This is a genomic window from Hymenobacter glaciei, assembly GCF_039539585.1.
Taxonomy (GTDB): domain Bacteria; phylum Bacteroidota; class Bacteroidia; order Cytophagales; family Hymenobacteraceae; genus Hymenobacter; species Hymenobacter glaciei.
In genome coordinates this window covers 69,659-86,534 of the sequence record NZ_BAABDK010000023.1, presented here as the reverse complement: position 1 = coordinate 86,534, position 16,876 = coordinate 69,659, and the positions used below count along the sequence as shown (strand labels likewise).

16 protein-coding genes are annotated in these 16,876 nt (G+C 60.9%); 7 read left to right on the top strand and 9 right to left on the bottom strand.

Annotated features, from left to right (window positions below; all coding sequences use genetic code 11):
- Nucleotides 1–19 precede the first annotated feature (19 nt).
- Both ABD837_RS14975 and ABD837_RS14970 read left to right on the top strand, forming a co-directional pair.
- Nucleotides 20–1,297, top strand: a complete 1,278-nt coding sequence (locus ABD837_RS14975) for an asparagine synthetase B (RefSeq protein ID WP_345056040.1) — start codon at nt 20–22, stop codon at nt 1,295–1,297.
- Between the two features lie 169 nt (nt 1,298–1,466).
- Nucleotides 1,467–2,255, top strand: coding sequence for a phosphatase PAP2 family protein (locus tag ABD837_RS14970; protein ID WP_345056038.1), 789 nt, complete (start codon nt 1,467–1,469; stop codon nt 2,253–2,255).
- A gap of 5 nt (nt 2,256–2,260) precedes the next feature.
- On the opposite strand, the gene ABD837_RS14965 is transcribed toward ABD837_RS14970, so the two are convergent.
- Nucleotides 2,261–2,542 carry a hypothetical protein gene (locus tag ABD837_RS14965; protein WP_345056036.1) on the bottom strand — a complete coding sequence of 94 codons (282 nt, stop codon included), beginning with the start codon at nt 2,540–2,542 and terminating at the stop codon, nt 2,261–2,263.
- A 178-nt stretch (nt 2,543–2,720) separates the two neighbouring features.
- Here ABD837_RS14965 and ABD837_RS14960 point away from each other — a divergent pair, with 178 nt between their 5' ends.
- The 3 genes from ABD837_RS14960 (at nt 2,721) to fahA (ending at nt 5,493) form a co-directional block, all read left to right on the top strand.
- Nucleotides 2,721–3,824, top strand: a complete 1,104-nt coding sequence (locus ABD837_RS14960; RefSeq protein ID WP_345056034.1) for an Mrp/NBP35 family ATP-binding protein — start codon at nt 2,721–2,723, stop codon at nt 3,822–3,824.
- Between the two features lie 48 nt (nt 3,825–3,872).
- The gene (locus tag ABD837_RS14955) at nt 3,873–4,088 is read left to right on the top strand and encodes a NifU family protein (protein ID WP_068195361.1); all 216 of its coding nucleotides are present in this window, start codon (nt 3,873–3,875) and stop codon (nt 4,086–4,088) included.
- A 118-nt stretch (nt 4,089–4,206) separates the two neighbouring features.
- The gene (gene fahA, locus ABD837_RS14950) at nt 4,207–5,493 is read left to right on the top strand and encodes a fumarylacetoacetase (protein WP_345056032.1); all 1,287 of its coding nucleotides are present in this window, start codon (nt 4,207–4,209) and stop codon (nt 5,491–5,493) included.
- A gap of 82 nt (nt 5,494–5,575) precedes the next feature.
- On the opposite strand, the gene ABD837_RS14945 is transcribed toward fahA, so the two are convergent.
- From ABD837_RS14945 to ABD837_RS14920, 6 genes are all read right to left on the bottom strand, one after another.
- Nucleotides 5,576–6,097 carry a hypothetical protein gene (locus ABD837_RS14945; RefSeq protein ID WP_345056030.1) on the bottom strand — a complete coding sequence of 174 codons (522 nt, stop codon included), beginning with the start codon at nt 6,095–6,097 and terminating at the stop codon, nt 5,576–5,578.
- Nucleotides 6,098–6,323: 226 nt separating this feature from the next.
- The gene (gene ligA, locus ABD837_RS14940; RefSeq protein WP_345056028.1) at nt 6,324–8,441 is read right to left on the bottom strand and encodes an NAD-dependent DNA ligase LigA; all 2,118 of its coding nucleotides are present in this window, start codon (nt 8,439–8,441) and stop codon (nt 6,324–6,326) included.
- A 143-nt stretch (nt 8,442–8,584) separates the two neighbouring features.
- Complete coding sequence (locus ABD837_RS14935; protein WP_345056026.1) at nt 8,585–9,199, bottom strand: DUF4920 domain-containing protein; 615 nt, start codon at nt 9,197–9,199, stop codon at nt 8,585–8,587.
- 55 nt (nt 9,200–9,254) lie between these two features.
- The gene (locus ABD837_RS14930; protein ID WP_345056024.1) at nt 9,255–9,875 is read right to left on the bottom strand and encodes a hypothetical protein; all 621 of its coding nucleotides are present in this window, start codon (nt 9,873–9,875) and stop codon (nt 9,255–9,257) included.
- Nucleotides 9,876–10,088: 213 nt separating this feature from the next.
- On the bottom strand, nt 10,089–10,838 hold the full coding sequence (locus ABD837_RS14925; RefSeq protein ID WP_345056022.1) for a hypothetical protein: 750 nt from the start codon (nt 10,836–10,838) through the stop codon (nt 10,089–10,091).
- Nucleotides 10,835–12,730, bottom strand: a complete 1,896-nt coding sequence (locus tag ABD837_RS14920) for a S8 family serine peptidase (RefSeq protein ID WP_345056020.1) — start codon at nt 12,728–12,730, stop codon at nt 10,835–10,837. Before ABD837_RS14920 ends, ABD837_RS14925 begins: the two co-directional genes overlap by 4 nt.
- Nucleotides 12,731–12,825: 95 nt before the next feature.
- Here ABD837_RS14920 and ABD837_RS14915 point away from each other — a divergent pair, with 95 nt between their 5' ends.
- Nucleotides 12,826–13,668, top strand: coding sequence for an OmpA family protein (locus tag ABD837_RS14915; protein ID WP_345056018.1), 843 nt, complete (start codon nt 12,826–12,828; stop codon nt 13,666–13,668).
- Nucleotides 13,669–13,741: 73 nt separating this feature from the next.
- On the opposite strand, the gene ABD837_RS14910 is transcribed toward ABD837_RS14915, so the two are convergent.
- Nucleotides 13,742–15,196, bottom strand: coding sequence for a M20/M25/M40 family metallo-hydrolase (locus ABD837_RS14910; protein WP_345056016.1), 1,455 nt, complete (start codon nt 15,194–15,196; stop codon nt 13,742–13,744).
- 140 nt (nt 15,197–15,336) lie between these two features.
- On the bottom strand, nt 15,337–15,993 hold the full coding sequence (locus ABD837_RS14905; RefSeq protein WP_345056014.1) for a histidine phosphatase family protein: 657 nt from the start codon (nt 15,991–15,993) through the stop codon (nt 15,337–15,339).
- Nucleotides 15,994–16,180: 187 nt separating this feature from the next.
- Here ABD837_RS14905 and ABD837_RS14900 point away from each other — a divergent pair, with 187 nt between their 5' ends.
- Nucleotides 16,181–16,861, top strand: coding sequence for a response regulator transcription factor (locus tag ABD837_RS14900; protein ID WP_345056012.1), 681 nt, complete (start codon nt 16,181–16,183; stop codon nt 16,859–16,861).
- The last annotated feature ends 15 nt before the right edge of the window (nt 16,862–16,876 follow it).

The following is a 16,876-nucleotide window of genomic DNA, read 5'->3' as shown; positions in this document are numbered from 1 at the left end:
CTCTTTGTGTTAAAAAACGATGCTGCTGAAACGTATTGTGCTGTTTTTGCTTGTGGCCGGCGCTGGCCTGGCGGCTGCGCCAGCCGCCCGCGCCAACCACGTCCTCATCCCGATGGATAATACCCAGAAGGAGTGCCTGAAGGCTTATGGGGTGGCCTTTTGGCTGCTCCAGCGCGAGGTACCTGTCGACTGGCTACTGAACTATCGCGGCGGAGCCTTCGCCTTCGAAACCGTGGCTGGGGCCGAGAACGAGCTGGCCGTGCGCGGCGTGAGCTACCAGGTTATCAGCGAAGCCCAGTACACGGGCATTCTCCAGGAAATCTCCGAGCCGAATGCCAACATGGACGTGATGAAGTTGGAGAAAGTGCCCAAAATTGCGGTGTACACGCCCAAGGGCAAGCAGCCCTGGGACGACGCTGTGACGATGGTGCTCGCGTATGCGGAAATCCCCTACACCCAGATTTACGACGACGAGGTGCTGAAGGGCGAGCTACCAAAGTACGACTGGCTGCACCTGCACCACGAAGACTTTACCGGCGAGTACGGCAAGTTCTACGCCACCTACCGCAACTACCCGTGGTACCAGCAACAGGTGCGCGATGCCGAAGCTGCTGCCAAACGCAACAGCTTCACGAAAGTGAGCGTGATGAAAGGCACGGTGGCCACCAAGATGCAGGAATTCATCGCCGGCGGTGGCTTCCTGTTTGCCATGTGCTCGGCCACCGACAGCTACGACATTGCGCTGGCCGGGCTAGGCATCGACATGGTGGAAACCATGTACGACGGCGACCCGTCGGACCCTACTGCGCAATCCAAGCTCAACTACAACCGCTGCCTGGCTTTCCAGAACTTTCAGCTCGAACGCAACCCTTACGAGTACGAGTACTCCAACATCGACATGCAGCCCCGCGAGCGTGGCCTGGGCGAGCAGAACGACTATTTTTCGCTTTTCACCTACTCGGCCAAGTACGACCCGGTGCCCACCATGCTCTGCCAGAACCACGACAAAACCATTCATGGCTTTATGGGCCAGACCACGGCTTTCCGCAAAAGCCTGATTAAGTCGGATGTGATTGTGATGGGCGAAACCAAGCAGACCGGCGAGGCCCGGTACATCCACGGCACGCTGGGCAAGGGCACCTGGACTTTTTATGGGGGCCACGACCCCGAAGACTACCAGCACCTGGTGGGCGAAGAACCTACTGATTTGGCCCTGCACCCCAACTCTCCCGGCTACCGCCTCATCTTAAACAACATCTTGTTTCCAGCGGCAAAAAAGAAGAAGCAGAAAACCTAACCACTGCTCCCCACTCAGCCCCGACTACGCCAGTAGCCGGGGCTTTTTTTGAACCAAGGGCCAGCAAACCTTCCTATGGATTTGTTGCAAAATTTTGGCTTGTGGAATTTTTCTGGTTCGCAGAAAATTCATACCTTTAAGAACCTTAATTGAGGACTAACGGCATTTTATGCAATTTAAAATTATACTGGCCTTTTTATTCTGGGGAAAGCTATTGCTCGTGCAGGCGCAGGCACCTGCCCCGCCGGTTGATTCGTTGCGCCCGGTGCTGCAGGCCCATCATCAGGGTCGCGCCATGGCCCTCCGCATTGCCGTGCCCTCGGTATTGGTGGGCGTGGGCGTGCTAGCCCATAGCCCTCACTTCAACCAGACCATGTACCAGGCCAAGCTCGACATGCAAGCCGAGACCCAGGCAGCCTTTGGTACCCTTGATGCTCACGGTGTGGATGACTATTCGCGGCACGTACCCCTGGCCATAGCTTATGGGTTGATGGCTACCGGGCACCGCGGCGCACGCCCAGCCGTGAGCTTTACCCTCATCTACCTGCTGGCCCACGAGTTAGACGCAGGCATCGTGAGCAACCTCAAGCGGCTGAGCGCCGAGCCCCGCCCCTACGACCCCCGCGACCTCACGTCTTTTCCGTCGTCGCACACGTCCCAGGCTTTCCTTACGGCCACGCTGCTGCACGAGCAGTATGGCCGCCAGTACCCGTTAGTGAGCGTAGTGGGCTACACCGTGGCTGTGGCCACCGGCACCATGCGCGTGCTTGGCAACAAGCACTGGGCCACCGACGTGCTGGCCGGGGCGGGCATCGGCTTTCTATCAGCCGAAACCGTGTGGCACGTGTACCCAGCCCTCGTGAAGTTGTTACCGAACAAATTGGGCCAAAAGCTACTGGTAGTGCCTACCTATTCGGCCGGACAGGGCGGCGGCTTTGCGCTGGCGCTTCAACTCTAAGCAGACTAACGCGCTAGCCGCGGGGTAGGGCCGGCAGTGAGCGTGGCGGTGGTGCACCAGCTAGTGGGCAGCACGGTATTGTTGGCCCGCAGTGCCGTAATAACCCGAGCCGGCACGGTGCTCGTGACGGAGGCCGGCCGCATCGAGATAACGGCCATGGGCACCCGGTGACGTAGAGCGGGCACTTTTGCGGCAATGGGAATGGCCCACTCCAGCACGACCAACGATTCGGCTTCGTCAGAATCAGATTCGATGTAGCTTGGGCGATGGGGGTCGACGTTTGGCATATAGCTGCAGAAAATATGGGGTCAAGTCAGATAGTGCGGAGCAGGGTCAGTAAATATTGCGAATAATTAGCAATTTCCGGCATGCATAGGGCGGTAATTTCCGGGACCTGCGCTAACCCTGCCACCGCTTCTGGGGTTATCTTTGTAGCCCGCCAGTTTCAGGCGTGTTTCTCTGCCCATGACCATTACCCCAGAAGCCGTTCTCAAAGCCCTGAGCTACGTTGAAGAGCCCGACCTGGGGCAGGACCTCGTCACGCTCAACATGATTGAGAACATCGAGATTACCGGCCTCACCGTCGCCTTCACCGTGGTGCTCACCACGCCCGCCTGTCCCCTCAAGCAGCTTATTCACGACGCTTGCGAGCGCGCCATCCACACCATGGTTAGCCCCGAGGCCAACGTGGTGATTACGATGACCTCGCGGGTGACCACGCTGCGCAACAACCGCGGCGACTTGCTGCCCGGCGTCAAGAACATTATTGCCATTGCTTCGGGCAAAGGTGGGGTGGGCAAAAGCACTGTCGCAGCCAACCTGGCGGTGGCATTGGCGGCCACCGGCGCCAAAGTTGGCTTAGTCGATGCCGACATTTCCGGCCCCAGCATGCCGGTGATGTTCAACGTGGAAAACGAGGCGCCGCATGTGTTTCAGGGCCCCAATGGGAAGAACCTGATTCAGCCCATCGAGAAATACGGGGTGAAGCTGATGAGCATTGGTTTCCTGGCCCCGGCCGAAAGCGCCATTGTGTGGCGTGGGCCCATGGCCTCGTCCGCGCTCAAGCAGTTCATTACGGAAGTAGACTGGGGCGAGCTCGACTACCTGCTGCTCGACTTACCACCCGGCACTTCCGACATCCATCTCACGCTGGTGCAGACCGTGCCCGTGACCGGAGCCGTAATCGTGACCACGCCGCAAAAAGTGGCCCTGGCCGATGCCCAGAAGGGTTTACAGATGTTCCGCCAACCGCAAATCAACGTACCCGTGCTTGGCGTGGTTGAGAACATGGCTTGGTTTACGCCAGCCGAGCTGCCCGACAACAAGTACTTTATTTTTGGCGAAAACGGCGGCCGCGAGCTGGCTGCCCGGCACGACGTGCCGCTGCTGGGCCAGTTGCCGCTGGTGCAGAGCATCCGCGAAAATGGCGACCAAGGCCAGCCCGCCGTGCTCGACGCCGAATCGGCAGTTGGCAAGCTCTTCGCTGACCTGGCTGAGGCCGTAGCCCGTCAGGTAAGTATCCGCAACAACGTGGCCCCAAAAACGGCGGTCGTGCAGATGAATTCTTAATCTACCGTGGAAAAAGCAACCCCCGCCCCTACTTTCGACCACCCTCTGATGCCGCGCATCGAGGCCGCTCTGGACAGCCTGCGCCCTTACTTGGCCACCGATGGAGGCAATGTGCGGGTAGCCAATATCACCCCCGAAGGCGTGCTTCAGCTCGAATGGGAAGGGGCCTGCGGGGCCTGCCCCATGTCGCCAATGACCCGGGCTGGCCTGGAGGACACGGTTAAAAAAGCGGTACCGGAAATCACGGCTGTGGAAGCTCGGTAGCCCTTACTAACTATTTGACCGAATGCATTGAACGTCATGCTGCGCCTAGCCGAAGCATGACGTTCTTTTTAACACCTTTCCTTCAAACCCTCCCAAACCATCCTGCCCTCCCTGCTCTATGCCCAACGCGCTGAACTCACCCGCCCTCCGCTCCTGGATTGACATTCTTCCCGACAATGACTTTCCCATCCAGAACCTGCCGTTCGGGGTGTTCGAAACCGAGGAGCGCGGGCCGCGCTTGGCAGTGGCCATTGGCGGCTACGTGCTCGATTTGTATGCCGCCAGCCAATTGGGCTTTTTCTCCGACCTCACCGAACTGGGCGATGCGCAGCCCAAAGTGTTTCGCCGCCGGTCGCTTAATGCTTTTTTGCGCTTGGGCCGGCCGGCCTGGCGGGCCGTACGCCAGCGCGTGAGCGAGCTGCTGCGACACGACGAGCCCCGCCTGCGCGACCACGAAGAGGCCGTACGCGAGTGCTTATTGCGCCAAACGGAAGTGCAGATGCTGCGCCCTGTGAAGCCCGCCAACTACACCGACTTCTACAGCAGCATCGAGCACGCGACCAACGTGGGCATCATGTTCCGCGACCCGGCCAATGCGCTGTTGCCCAACTGGCGCTGGCTGCCCATTGGCTACCACGGGCGCACCAGCAGCATTGTAGCGTCGGGCACCCCCATCCGGCGGCCCAATGGCCAGCGCAAAGGCCCCGATGAAGCGGAACCCACGTTCGGCCCCAGCCGTCAGCTTGACTTCGAACTCGAAATGGCCTTTGTGGTCGGCACGGGCAGTTCGCTGGGCTCGCCGGTGGCAATTGGCAACGCCGAGGAGCACATCTTCGGCCTCTGCCTGTTCAACGACTGGAGTGCGCGCGACCTGCAAAGCTGGGAATATGTGCCGTTGGGGCCGTTCCTGGGCAAGAATTTTGGCAGTAGCTTAGCCCCCTGGGTAGTCACGCTCGATGCGCTGGAACCGTTCCGCGTGCCTGGCCCGGCGCAGGAGCCAGCCCCACTGCCCTACCTCGCGCAGCACGGCGAACACAATTTCGACGTGCACCTCGAAGTGGCCCTCACCCCCGAAGGCGGCCCCGAAACCACCATCAGCCGCAGTAATTTTGGCCTCATGTACTGGAGCATGGCTCAGCAGCTGGCCCACCACACATCCAACGGCTGCAACCTCGAAGCCGGCGACCTCTATGCTTCTGGTACCATCTCGGGCACTACACCCGACTCGCTGGGCTCGATGCTGGAACTAGCCTGGCGCGGCACCCGCCCTTTGCCCCTGGCCGATGGCTCAGAACGCAAGTTCCTGCTTGACGGCGATACCGTGACCATGCGCGGGCACGCTACTAAGGACGGTGTGCGCATCGGCTTTGGCGAAGTGCGTGGCACGGTGATGCCCGCACTATAACGCTCGTTGCAATGCACCACAACAAAAAGCCCCACCGTTTTCACGGCGGGGCTTTTTTATCACGAAATACAAAGGGTATTTTTTAGGGATTCTTGGTGGTAGTCGCTCCATTGGCAGCAGGAGGCATCGTCGGTGGCACCTGATGCACTACGACTACAAAGGGAAATTCGCCTTTCATCATGCTGTACAGCGTTACGTCGAAATCAGCACCCTGATAGCGAACAGCTTCGCAGCTGGGACAGGTTACGGGTTGAGGCGTGAGCTTCCGGCTTTTGAGTTCGGAGCGCAGGTCGCGCACACAGCTTGCCTGTGCGGTTTTCAGCACTACGTCTTGGCCCGGGCGCTGGGGGCGCACCACCAAGCGGGCCGTAGGAGTTGATGTGCCCGATGGCGTATAGGTCCAGCTGGCTTCTTTGGCCGTGGGCGCGGATGCCATATATGCCCATTCAAACGAGAGATGGTCCGTGACCACTTTACCCGATGACTGAGCAGTAGGGTCGGCTCCGATGGCCAACAGGTCGGTTAAGGCAACGCATTGCGCGTGGGCAGCTGGTGCTAAAAAAGCTGCGATTGCCAGGCAAATAAGAGTAAAATAAGCGCGCATTGGGATAAATAAGATAGGCAAAGGTCGCCGATTCAGACCAACAGACAAAAAGCCGGCCGAAATACTTCTGCGGTATGCCGTGAAGTTAAAAATACACTACTGTGTAAAATGCCGTTTCTGGCTCATCGGGACGCCTGGCAGGTCCAACGGCCCAATAATGTGCCCGAATGTCTATTACGACTAAGGCATCCACAGCAATACATTTTTTCGAAATGCTTTTATTTTCCTAAAACAAAGACCCTTGCTCACCCAACGAGGCAGCCGGCGGTGCCATCCCACTGGTATTATTGCCTGGAACCGGGCCCGACGCCTCCAGGGTAAGGTCGGGTAACAAGGCCATCAACTCAGCTTCGGAGATAATGGGCACTTTGAATCCCAGTGCTTTTTCACGCTTCGCAGGGCCCATGTTGTCGCCGGCCACCAGGTAGCTCAGTTTTTTGCTGATGGAACCCGTGATTTTACCGCCGTTGGAAATAATGAGCTGTTGCAGCTCTTCCCGACTGTGGTGCTCGAATACGCCGGAGATGACGAACGTGAGCCCAGCCAAACGGTCGGAAGCCGGCACGGGCGCTTCGCCGGTTACTTCCAGTTGCACGCCGGCTTGGCGCAGGCGCTCCACCAGTTCGCGGTTTTCAGGTTGCTGAAACCAGTGCGCAGCGGCTACGGCAATAACGCCGCCGACCTCGGGCACTGCGGCCATTTCATCGGCCGTAGCATTCATCAGGGCATCCATGCTGCGGTAATGGGCGGCCAGCTTCTGGGCCACGGTTTCGCCCACGTAGCGAATACCCAAGCCAAACAGCACACGCGGAAACGGCACCTGCTTGCTCGCCTCGATGCCGGCAATGAGGTTGTCGATGCTCTTTTCGCCGAGGCGCTCCAAGGTCACAAGCTCGGGCCGCCGGACGGGCAGGTCGTAAATGTCGGCCGGGGTTTTCACCAAGCCCAACTCGAAAAACCGGCCCACGGTCTCGGCTCCCAGCCCATCAATATTCAACGCCTTGCGGCTCACGTAGTGCTCGAGCCGGGCCTTGAGCTGGGGCGGGCAGCCGCGCTCGTTTGGGCAGCGGAAATGGGCTTCGCCTTCGGGCCGCACCAGTGGCGTGCCACAGGATGGGCACGCCGTAGGGTACCGAATGGGCACGGCATCGGCAGGCCGGGCAGCCAAGTCGACGCCGGTTATTTTAGGAATGATTTCGCCGCCTTTCTCTACGTACACCAAGTCGCCGAGGCGCAGGTCGAGCAGTTCAATCTGGTTGGCGTTGTGCAGGGTAGCCCGCTTCACGACGGTGCCAGCCAGCGGCACGGGGGTGAGCACGGCCACCGGCGTGACGGCCCCGGTGCGGCCCACGTTGTAGAGCACCTCGTTGAGCCGGGTGCGGGCGGCCTCGGCGGGGTACTTGTAGGCAATGGCCCAGCGGGGGCTTTTGGCTGTGTAGCCCAGCTGGTCCTGCTGGCGCAGGTTATCGACTTTGATGACAATGCCATCGGTCGCCACCGGCAAATCGAAGCGCTTTTTCGCCCAATAATGCACAAACTCCAACACCTCGTCGATGTTGGAAGCCCGCCGCCAAGTATCGGAAACGGGCAGGCCGTACTGGGTCAGCGCTTCGAGGGCGGCGCTGTGGGTGGGAAAATGCCGGCCCGGCGTGAGCAGCGAATACGCGAGGAAGCGCAGTTTGCGCGCCGCCACCTGCGCCGAGTTCTGCAGCTTGAGGGTGCCGCTGGCGGCATTGCGCGGGTTGGCCAGCAGGGCTTCCCCGTTTTGCTCGCGCTCGGCGTTCAGCTCATCGAAAACCGGCAGGGGCATAAATACTTCGCCGCGCACTTCGAAGTCGTCGGGCTGGTTGGGGCCGGGGCGCAGGGCCAGCGGCAGGGTTTTGATGGTGCGCACGTTGGCCGTGACTACATCGCCGCGGGTACCGTCGCCGCGCGTCACGCCCTGCGTTAGCTGGCCGTGCTCGTAATGCAGGCTCATGGCAACGCCGTCAATTTTCAGCTCGCAGACGTAGGCATAGGGCGCACCTTCCAGGCCGCGCTGCACCCGCTCGTCAAATTCGCGCAGGTCATCTTCAGAATACGTATTGCCAAGGCTGAGCATGGGAAATCGGTGCACCGCCGTCGGAAACTGCTTGGTGATGGTGCCACCCACCCGGCGGGTGGGCGAATTGGGCAAGGCCAACTCCGGGTGTGCTGCTTCCAGTGCCTGCAGCTCGGCCAACATCTGGTCGAAGTCCTGGTCGCTAACCTCCGAGCTATCAAGCTGGTAATATTGGTGGTTGAGGTGGTGAAGCCGCTCGGCGAGGGCCTGCATCTGGGACTGTATGGTGGAATTATTGGGCATGGTGGTGGTACCGGAAGCGGCACTAGGGTAGGCAATCAAACGAAGTACGCAAACTACGGCGGCTCATTAAAACTTATTGGGGCACAAAAAAAGCCACCCTACCGGGCGGCTTTTGCAGTGGTTTCAGTTTCAGTGGCTAAGCGCTAGTTCAAGACGCGCACGCCATCGGCCATAAAGGTGAGCTGCTGTTCGTCCTGCGTGATGGCGGCAATTTCCTGGTCGGTTTTGCCACCGTCTTTGGCGTAGTGCTGCAGTTCGGCTTTGGGCACGGTGCTGCGGTAGGCCCAGCCACTAACCACAACTTCGTGGCCGCTCAGGTCTTTGGGCACGAAAAAGGCGTAATCGCGGAAGCGTACGCGCATTTCCTTGCCGTCGGCGGTGGGCAGGGTCATCCAGCAGCCTTTGGCCTGGCACACGGCCGATGCTTTGCCTACCAGCTTCACCTGGGCAGAATCCTGCTTGCCAAGGGCAACGGGCAGTGCACTCATGGGCAACGCACCGGCTTGCATAATGGCCGTGCCATAGGTTTGGCCGGGTGTTGCGGGGGCCACAGCGGCCGCGCTGCCTTCTTCGGCTTCTTCTCCTTCGGTGGCCGGCGCCATTGCACCCGCGCCCTTGGGCACATCCGCATTGTGGCCGTTCACCTCCTGCTGGCCCTGCTCAATGGGCAGCACCGGGTTGATGGGAGCCGAAGGAAAGAGGCGGAAATACGCCAGTATCAGGATGAGGACGACAACGAATGAAAGCAGAAACTTCATGGGGTGGGGGGAAAAAGAGGTGCTCTGGGGAGCGCAGGTGGGATTAATTATTGATTTATTGACTGATGACAACTGCCTTACCCAATTTCTGCGAGTAAGCCATGCGGCGCTCGGCACCGCCCGCGCCGGTGTAGTCGAAGCCTACGGCGGTGGGGTCTTCGCGCAAAGTCATCCAGGTTTTGGTATCGACTTCGGCAGGCTGCTCAGCGCCGCTGGGTATAGCGGGTTGCGTGAAGTGGCCAGGAGCAAAAAACGTGTTCATGCCCTGAAGAATGGCGATTTCCTGGTCGCGCACACTCGAAGAGCGGGCCAGGGTTGCATCGGCGTGCGCGAGCAAAGCGCGGGCCGGCAGTACCTCGTGGCGTATGGTGTCGCCCATGTTATTGAGGACAATAAGGTGGGCTTGGCCGGTCAGCACCCGCTCGCCGCGCAGCTGCAGCATGAAGTTGTCGTTGCTGTTGGGGTCGGAGAATGAATGCGTAGCGCGCACCGTGTTGAGCACGGTTTTGCCGTTGATGCGGGTGCGGCTGCCGGCTGCCGGCGGCGTGTAGGTCGCACGCGGGTCTTTGGTCGACGTGCTCGCCTCACGCTCGGTGTTGATACACGACGTGAGTTGGAGGATGAAGCTGGCCGACAGCAGGACCAGGCTGGAAAACTTGAGAATAGGGGCTTTCATATAGAAGAAAAACGAGGGCCACTCAGGCGCCGGTCGTGCGAAGGTATGAGAGAAATAGAAGGGGGGAATATCGCCGTTGCTGAAAGTTGCGGGGGAATACGAACCAGTCCTGCACTTTCAGGAATGGACGTTCTACGCAGAAAGCCCAGGCATTGGTTTATATGCGCTGCAAACGCCCCAGTAGCCGGAGTAAAATGCGGTAAGGTCCTTTCTTCAAAAAAGGCCTACTTCAACCCCACATGTCCAGCGCGGCAGCTCGGGCCAGGCCGCATAGCTGCTCGCAAAAGCAGAGCTGGGCCGGTAACGCCCCACCAGCGCGTAGCGGTCGAAACCCAGCCGTGCGCCCACAACGCTTCCAAACCGATGGAGGTAAGGCAAACCATATTCGGTGGTTTCAACTGAATTAATGCCGGCTGCCGGCACATCCTCGGTGGTGTGGCGGGTGCCGGCAGCCCAGGTACCGCCAGCCAGCAAGTCGAGGTAGCTGCCCACCACATTGCCCCGACGGCCGTAGTTGAAGCGCAGCGCTACTTCAGTAGCCAGCTGGTGGATGCCCAGGTATTCGTGCTGATGCAACGTGGAGCTGGGCACCAGTTTGCCGGCTTCCTGGGCCAGCTCGTAGCGCAGGTAACCGTAATTCAGGTCGCCACACAGCGCCACAGAATTGCTCAGGCGCCGCTTCAGCCGGCCACCCACCCGGGCCTCTGCCGAGGTAAAGCCGTAACGCAGCTTCGCGCCGGTTTGGCCCGGGCCAGCTGCCAGCCCCAGGGCCAGGTAGCCGTGGACAAACCAGCGGCGGTTGGGGCCGAAAGTGGTTTTCACGGTGTCGTTGGCCACGTCGGCCTGCACCAGCACCTGCTGCGCACGCACCGCAAACGGGGCTCCGACTAGTAGTGCCCCAACCACGGCCCATTGCCGCAACGGAGCCAAGCGCCCGCTAAGAAAAATGTTCAGGGCCCTCATTCCGAATAGGTGGCGGTGTAGCCTTTGAAGTGAACGCGCAGCACGTCGCCGTTGCGCAGCAGCCGGCGTGGCACCTGCACCACTAGGCGCTGGGTCACGGCGCGGGTTTCGTAGCGGCGCAGCACGCCGCGTCGGTCGGCGAGGTTCCAGTAGAGGTAGGCCGGGTAATTGGGCTCGGGTAGCACCAGCGGCGGGGCGTCGGCGGGCAATGGCTTCTCCTGCCCTACCGGCGGGGCGCTGTTGGTGGCGTTCGCTGGTTTGGCGGGGGTAATGGCGGCCGGGACCGGACTCGGCGCCGGGTCATCGGCCAGCAGTGGCAAATCGATGGCGGGAGTGCGGGCAGCTTCCGGCCGAATAATTACCGCGACCAGGGTGTCGTGGGGCACGAAATCGAAGGTAGCCGTGGTAAAAGACGCGGTGCCGGTTGTGGTCCGTGCCAGCCGGGGCCGGCCGTAGCCGTGGGCGTAATCGAAATACGGATACAGCTCACCGGCTTGTTCGAGTAGGGCAAACAGCTGCATGGCCGTGAACTGGCGCTGGCGCTGCCACAACGCGGCTGCCAGCCCAGCCACCAACGGGGCGGCAAACGAAGTGCCTTCGAGGCGCTCGTAGTGGCCGCCAGGGGTAGTGGTAAGCACCACGCCAAAGGCAACTAGGTTGGGCTTGCGGCGGCGGTCGGCGGTGGGCCCGTAGGAACTGAAGTCGACGTGCAGGCCGGTTTCGGGGTCGAGCCCACCGATGGCCAGGGCCGAGTCGGCATCGGCCGGCGTGCCGATGCGCACCCAATCGTCGTCGCCGTCGTTGCCAGCGGCGCTCACCACCAGCAGGCCTTTGCGAGCGGCCAGGTTGGCGGCACGGGCAATCAGGCTGCGGCGGCCGTCCATCTGCTCGGGGAAATAGCGCTGCTCGGTATAAGCCAGCGAAGAGTTGATGATATCGGCCCCGAGGCGGTCGGCCCACTCCACGGCGGCCAGCCAAGCTTCTTCTTCGGCGTAACGCTCGCGATGCAGCTGCTCGGTGCGGGCCAGCAGGTATTCGGCGGCGGGGGCCAAACCCAGCGCCGGGCCGGGCGCGCCGCCCGGGTTGGGGGGCAGGCGGCCAGCCAGGCAGCCCATTACCTCGGTGCCGTGGCTGCCCCCAACAAATACATTGTCCTGGTTGCGCAGAAAATCGTGGGTGGCCACAATACGCTTGCTGTTCACCAGCTCGGCAAAAGCCGGATGCTCGGGCAGCCCCCGAAAGCCCACGTCGAATACTGCAATGCGCAGCCCTTGCCCCTGCAGGCCAGCTGTGCGCAGAGTTGCGCCATCAAGATGGGCTACCTGGCGGCGGGCCAGCAGGTAGTCATTGGCCGAAATAGTTTCTTTGTCGCCGTCAGCTTCAGCAGTTCTCACTTTAAAAGCTATGCTGGTCGTTTCTTGCTCAGAAGTTGCTGCCGCTATTTGCGCATCACGCATCGGCCAGCGCTGCACGGAGGCCACACCCGGCAAGCAGCGCACAGCGGCGACCTGGGCCGGCGTGGCGCGGCAGCTAACGGCATTGAACCAGCGACTCACCAGGGTTACGGTGTCGACCTGGGCTATGATGGCAGCCACGTAATCAGTCCGCACGGGCAGGTCAGTGGCCTCGAAGGCGGGCAAATGCTGGCGGCGGCGGCGGGCGCGGGCCTCCGGCGAGAAGTAGCGGGCCGGGTTAAAGGCCACGCCTTTCTTATCACTCATGGTCACCCAATAACGCTCAATGGGTTGCGTAGCACTAGGCAGCGGACTGGCAGCCCGGGCCTGCCCTGCTACCGGCCCGGCTGAGTGCAGCACCACTAGGGCGAGACCCGCAGCCCAGCTCAAAGACTCCAGCCGCCGCCAGGTGATAGTAAGGAAGGAAAAGAAGCGCATAGAATTTTGCCAAAGGTAACCTCAACCGGAGAGCTCCGTTTTAAGACTGGACCATTTTGAGGTCTAAGTGCCTTTTTTACTTCTCTTTCTCACTCATGAATTTTCGCTTCTTCCCCACCCTAATGGTTAGCGCCACGCTGTTGGGCCTGCCGGGCTGCAACCAAAAAGAAATTGCCGCCCTGCAACAGCAGAACGCCGACCTCACCAAATCGCGCGACCAGCTAACGCTAGAAAAAACCGCCCTTGCCGCCGACAAAGCCCGCAACGAGGACGCCCTGCGCGGCTCGCTCCTCACCAAAAGCCAGCAGGTAAACCAGTTAAACCAGAACCTGGGCGATGCCGAAACGGACATCCGTAACAAAAACGCCGACTTGCAGAGTAAAGACGCCGACCTGCAAAGCAAAAACGCCCGCATTGCCGACCTGCAAAATGCGCTGATTCAGAAAGACGCTGCGACTAAAGCCCTGCGCCAGCGCGTGTCGGATGCCCTGCTGGGCTTCAACGCCCAGGATTTGCAGGTGAGCGTGAAGAATGGCAAAGTGTACGTGTCGCTGTCGGAACAATTGCTGTTCAAATCGGGCTCGACCAAAGTAGACCCCAAAGGCCAGGATGCGTTGCGCAAGCTGGCCGTGGCTCTCAAAGACAACAAAGATGTGAACGTGCTGGTGGAAGGCCACACCGACAATGTGCCCATTAAGGGGGCCACTGCCAGCGGCGCGCGCGACAACTGGGACCTGAGCGTGATGCGCGCCACCGAAATCACCCGCCTGCTGACTACCGCCGGCATGGACCCAGGCCAAGTGACGCCCTCGGGCCGGGCCGAATTTCTGCCCCTGGCTCCTAACGACACGCCCGCCAACAAGGCCCTCAACCGCCGCACCGACATCATTCTGACGCCGAAGCTGGACGAGCTGTTTTCGATTTTAGGACAGAACTAGCTGTAGACAATAAGAAAAACGGCCCTCTCTGCTTGCGCAGGGAGGGCCGTTTTCCTTTACGAAATATCAGGTTTTACAACCCGTATTTGCTCAGCAGGTAAATGAGGCTGGCCATGCCAGCGCCGCCCAGCTCCAGCTCGCGGCGGTTCACCTTATCGAAGGTGTCGGCAGCGGTGTGGTGGATGTCGAAGTAGCGCTGCGAGTCGCACTTATAGCCAATGAGGGCTTTGGGGTGCACGGCGGCCTCCAGGGGCTCGATGTCGGTGCCGGAGTGGCCGGGCAGCATATCAGCGGCGTGGTAGGGCCGAAACAACGGGGCCCAGCGCGCAATTTTAGCTACCGTGGCCGGTTCAGCCTCCAGGGTGAAGCCGCGTGGGGTGAAACCGCCACCGTCGCTCTCGATAGCAGCCACGTGAAATTCTTTGTTCTGCTGGGCCAGGCGGGCGTACTCGATGCCGCCCCGGTTGCCGTTTTCCTCGTTCATAAACAGCACCGCCCGGATGGTGCGCTCGGGCTTAAAGCCAGCGGCGCGCAGCAGCCGCAGGGCCTCCATGCTTTGCACGCAGCCGGTACCGTCGTCGTGGGCACCCTGGGCCAGGTCCCACGAGTCGAGGTGGCCGCCCACCGTGATGATTTCATTGGGAAATTTGCTGCCCTTGATTTCGCCTACTACGTTGTAGCTTTTCTCGTCGGGCAGCGTGGTGCATTCCATTTCCAGCTCAAACTGCAGTTCGGGGTTCGCCTTAAGCAGCAGGCTGAGGCGGTCGGCCGCATTGGTGCTGAGGGCCGCCCCGGGCACCTTGGGCACGGTCTCGTTATAACGCATGGTGCCGGTATGCGGGAAGTCGTCGCGGGAGCTGGTCATCGAGCGGACCAGGGCGCCCACGGCGCCGCGTTTGGCCGCCTCAATAGCGCCCATTGCCCGCTGGTCGACGGCGCCGCCGTAAGCCGAACCGGGCTCGATAAGGGCGTCGTTGAACGGCCGGTTGTAGAACACGAACTTGCCTTTCACGGCCTCGTCGGGCAGGTTTTTTACCTCTTCCAGGCTGTGTACTTCCACCACGCCGGCCTTCAGCTTGCCGCCGGTGCCCACCGAGCCGCCCAGGGCGCAAACGGGCACTTTGATGCCCTTGTCTTTATTACCCACGATTTCGCCCCGCTCCTTGCCGCCGCGCACCCAGTGGGGCACCATAACCTCCTGCAGATACACGCGGTCGAAACCGGCTTTTTCCATGGTGGCCTTGCCCCACTCCACGGCTTGCTGGGCCTGGGGCGAGCCCGACAGCCGCGGCCCGATGGTGCCGGTGAGGTAGCGCAGGTTCTCGTAGCTCTCGCCCCGCAGCAGGGCCTCATCAAAGAGGCGGCGCATGGCCAGCGAATCGGTGCGGTCGGGCCGGGCGGCCGTGGCGTACACTGCGGGCTTGCCAGCAGGCTTCGCTTTTTTACGAGCCTGAGCTTGCGCGGCGGGCGCGGCCAGCAGCAGCGCGGCACCCGCGCCCAACAACATATTTTTCAGCATAATTGACATAGCGGGTCAGCAAAGAAGCCGGGTAGCAAGTACCGCAGCCGGGCGAAAGTACAGCCGCCGACGGTGTTTGGGCCCATTCGGAAGGCCGAATGCACGCAAACACCGCCGGCGGCCGGGGTATTGAGGAAAGTAGTTAGCCGTTATTTCACAGCTTTGGCCTGCGCCTTGGCCTGAATCTTCATTTCCTTTTCCTTGGCCCTTTGCAGGCGGGCAGCCACCGGCTCGCGGCGCTCGGCGCCGTAGCCACGGGTTTCCACGGTCGGCTGCATGCCTTCGGCCACCCGGACGGTGAACAGGTAGTCGTATTCGTAATCTTTGATTTCATCGACCGGTGGAACGCCGCCGAAGTCGTCGATGAGCGAGAGTACCGTGTTGGAATGGCCCACAATAACCACCGACTTACCCGCAAACTCTTTCAGGACGCGGTCGGCCAGGTCGCGACCGCGCTTGGGGTCGTAGGTCTGGGGCTCCTGCTTCAGCGCAGCGGCTAGCGGGGCCAGGGTGGCGCGGGTGCGCTTGGTGTCGGTCGTGAACAGGGCAGCCGGCTGGCGCTTGGCCAGCATCTGGCTCAGGGCCTGGGCGCGGGTGCGGCCTGCGGCCGAGAGCTCGGGGTCGGGATTGTTGGCCACGGTGGTGTCTTTCTCGGCGTGCCGCAGGATGTAAACCGTGGTGATGAGCGGCTTGATTTTCGTCTTGCCTTTCTGGCGCGCGGCTGGGGATTGAGCCCGGCTGGCAACGCTGGCGAGCAACACTAGCAGCACGCAAAGGGCTGATAATCGGGTAAGCAAGTTATTCATAGTGTGGAAAGGGTGTGAGCAAAAAGAGAACGTGTCAGCAATTTAAGGTTTTTTTTCGGGTCCGGCAGGCTGTTAAACCAGAAATTGTGGCGGTGTCTTCATCTACTGTTCAGGATTGGCTGTCGTATGTTGTGCTGGTATCGCCGCCCGGCCTGGCCCTTCCTTTTCATCCCGTTCCTCCCATCCCATGCACGTTCTGCTTATCGAAGACGAAAAAAGCCTGCACCAGGAAATGCGCCAGTTTCTGCTGCAGGCCCAGTACCTGGTCGACTCGGCTTACACCTACGCGGAGGCCTCGGAAAAACTCTACGTGAGCAGCTACGACTTCGTGCTGCTGGACCTGGGTCTGCCCGGCGGCGATGGGCTCGACCTGCTGAAGGAGGCCCGCTTGAACGACAAACAAGAGGCCTCGTTCATCATCCTCACCGCTCGCGGGGCCCTCGACGACCGCATCCGCGGCCTCGACCTGGGGGCCGACGACTACCTGCCCAAGCCCTTCTCGCTGCTCGAACTCACCAGCCGCATGCAGGCCATCACGCGGCGCAAGTTCAACCTCAAGCGCCCCGAAATTGCCTTCGGCACCGGCTTCAGCATGGATGCCAACGCCCGCATTGTGCGCCACGACGGCCAGGAGGTGCCCCTCACCAAGAAGGAGTTCGACCTGCTCCATTACCTGCTGCTGCACCGCGGGCGGGTACTTACCCGCTTGCAGTTGGGCGAGCACCTGTGGGGCAACGTGCTCGAAGACGATTCCGATTCGAACTACATCGACGTGCACATCAAAAACGTGCGCAAGAAGCTGGCCCAATTCGCTTCCGCCGATTTTCTGGAGACCGTACGCGGCATTGGCTACCGGGCGGCGGAGTAGCGCATTCATCCGGCG

Excerpts from the sequence above, each read along its gene's own strand:
- ABD837_RS14915 (WP_345056018.1), top strand. The coding sequence starts at position 12,826 with ATGAATTTTCGCTTCTTCCCCACCCTAATGGTTAGCGCCACGCTGTTG.
- ABD837_RS14955 (WP_068195361.1), top strand. The coding sequence starts at position 3,873 with ATGCCGCGCATCGAGGCCGCTCTGGACAGCCTGCGCCCTTACTTGGCC.
- ABD837_RS14930 (WP_345056024.1), bottom strand. The coding sequence starts at position 9,875 with ATGAAAGCCCCTATTCTCAAGTTTTCCAGCCTGGTCCTGCTGTCGGCC.
- ABD837_RS14960 (WP_345056034.1), top strand. The coding sequence starts at position 2,721 with ATGACCATTACCCCAGAAGCCGTTCTCAAAGCCCTGAGCTACGTTGAA.
- ABD837_RS14975 (WP_345056040.1), top strand. The coding sequence starts at position 20 with ATGCTGCTGAAACGTATTGTGCTGTTTTTGCTTGTGGCCGGCGCTGGC.
- ABD837_RS14965 (WP_345056036.1), bottom strand. The coding sequence starts at position 2,542 with ATGCCAAACGTCGACCCCCATCGCCCAAGCTACATCGAATCTGATTCT.
- ligA (WP_345056028.1), bottom strand. The coding sequence starts at position 8,441 with ATGCCCAATAATTCCACCATACAGTCCCAGATGCAGGCCCTCGCCGAG.
- ABD837_RS14945 (WP_345056030.1), bottom strand. The coding sequence starts at position 6,097 with ATGCGCGCTTATTTTACTCTTATTTGCCTGGCAATCGCAGCTTTTTTA.
- ABD837_RS14935 (WP_345056026.1), bottom strand. The coding sequence starts at position 9,199 with ATGAAGTTTCTGCTTTCATTCGTTGTCGTCCTCATCCTGATACTGGCG.
- ABD837_RS14925 (WP_345056022.1), bottom strand. The coding sequence starts at position 10,838 with ATGAGGGCCCTGAACATTTTTCTTAGCGGGCGCTTGGCTCCGTTGCGG.
- ABD837_RS14905 (WP_345056014.1), bottom strand. The coding sequence starts at position 15,993 with ATGAATAACTTGCTTACCCGATTATCAGCCCTTTGCGTGCTGCTAGTG.
- ABD837_RS14920 (WP_345056020.1), bottom strand. The coding sequence starts at position 12,730 with ATGCGCTTCTTTTCCTTCCTTACTATCACCTGGCGGCGGCTGGAGTCT.
- ABD837_RS14970 (WP_345056038.1), top strand. The coding sequence starts at position 1,467 with ATGCAATTTAAAATTATACTGGCCTTTTTATTCTGGGGAAAGCTATTG.
- ABD837_RS14900 (WP_345056012.1), top strand. The coding sequence starts at position 16,181 with ATGCACGTTCTGCTTATCGAAGACGAAAAAAGCCTGCACCAGGAAATG.
- ABD837_RS14910 (WP_345056016.1), bottom strand. The coding sequence starts at position 15,196 with ATGTCAATTATGCTGAAAAATATGTTGTTGGGCGCGGGTGCCGCGCTG.
- fahA (WP_345056032.1), top strand. The coding sequence starts at position 4,207 with ATGCCCAACGCGCTGAACTCACCCGCCCTCCGCTCCTGGATTGACATT.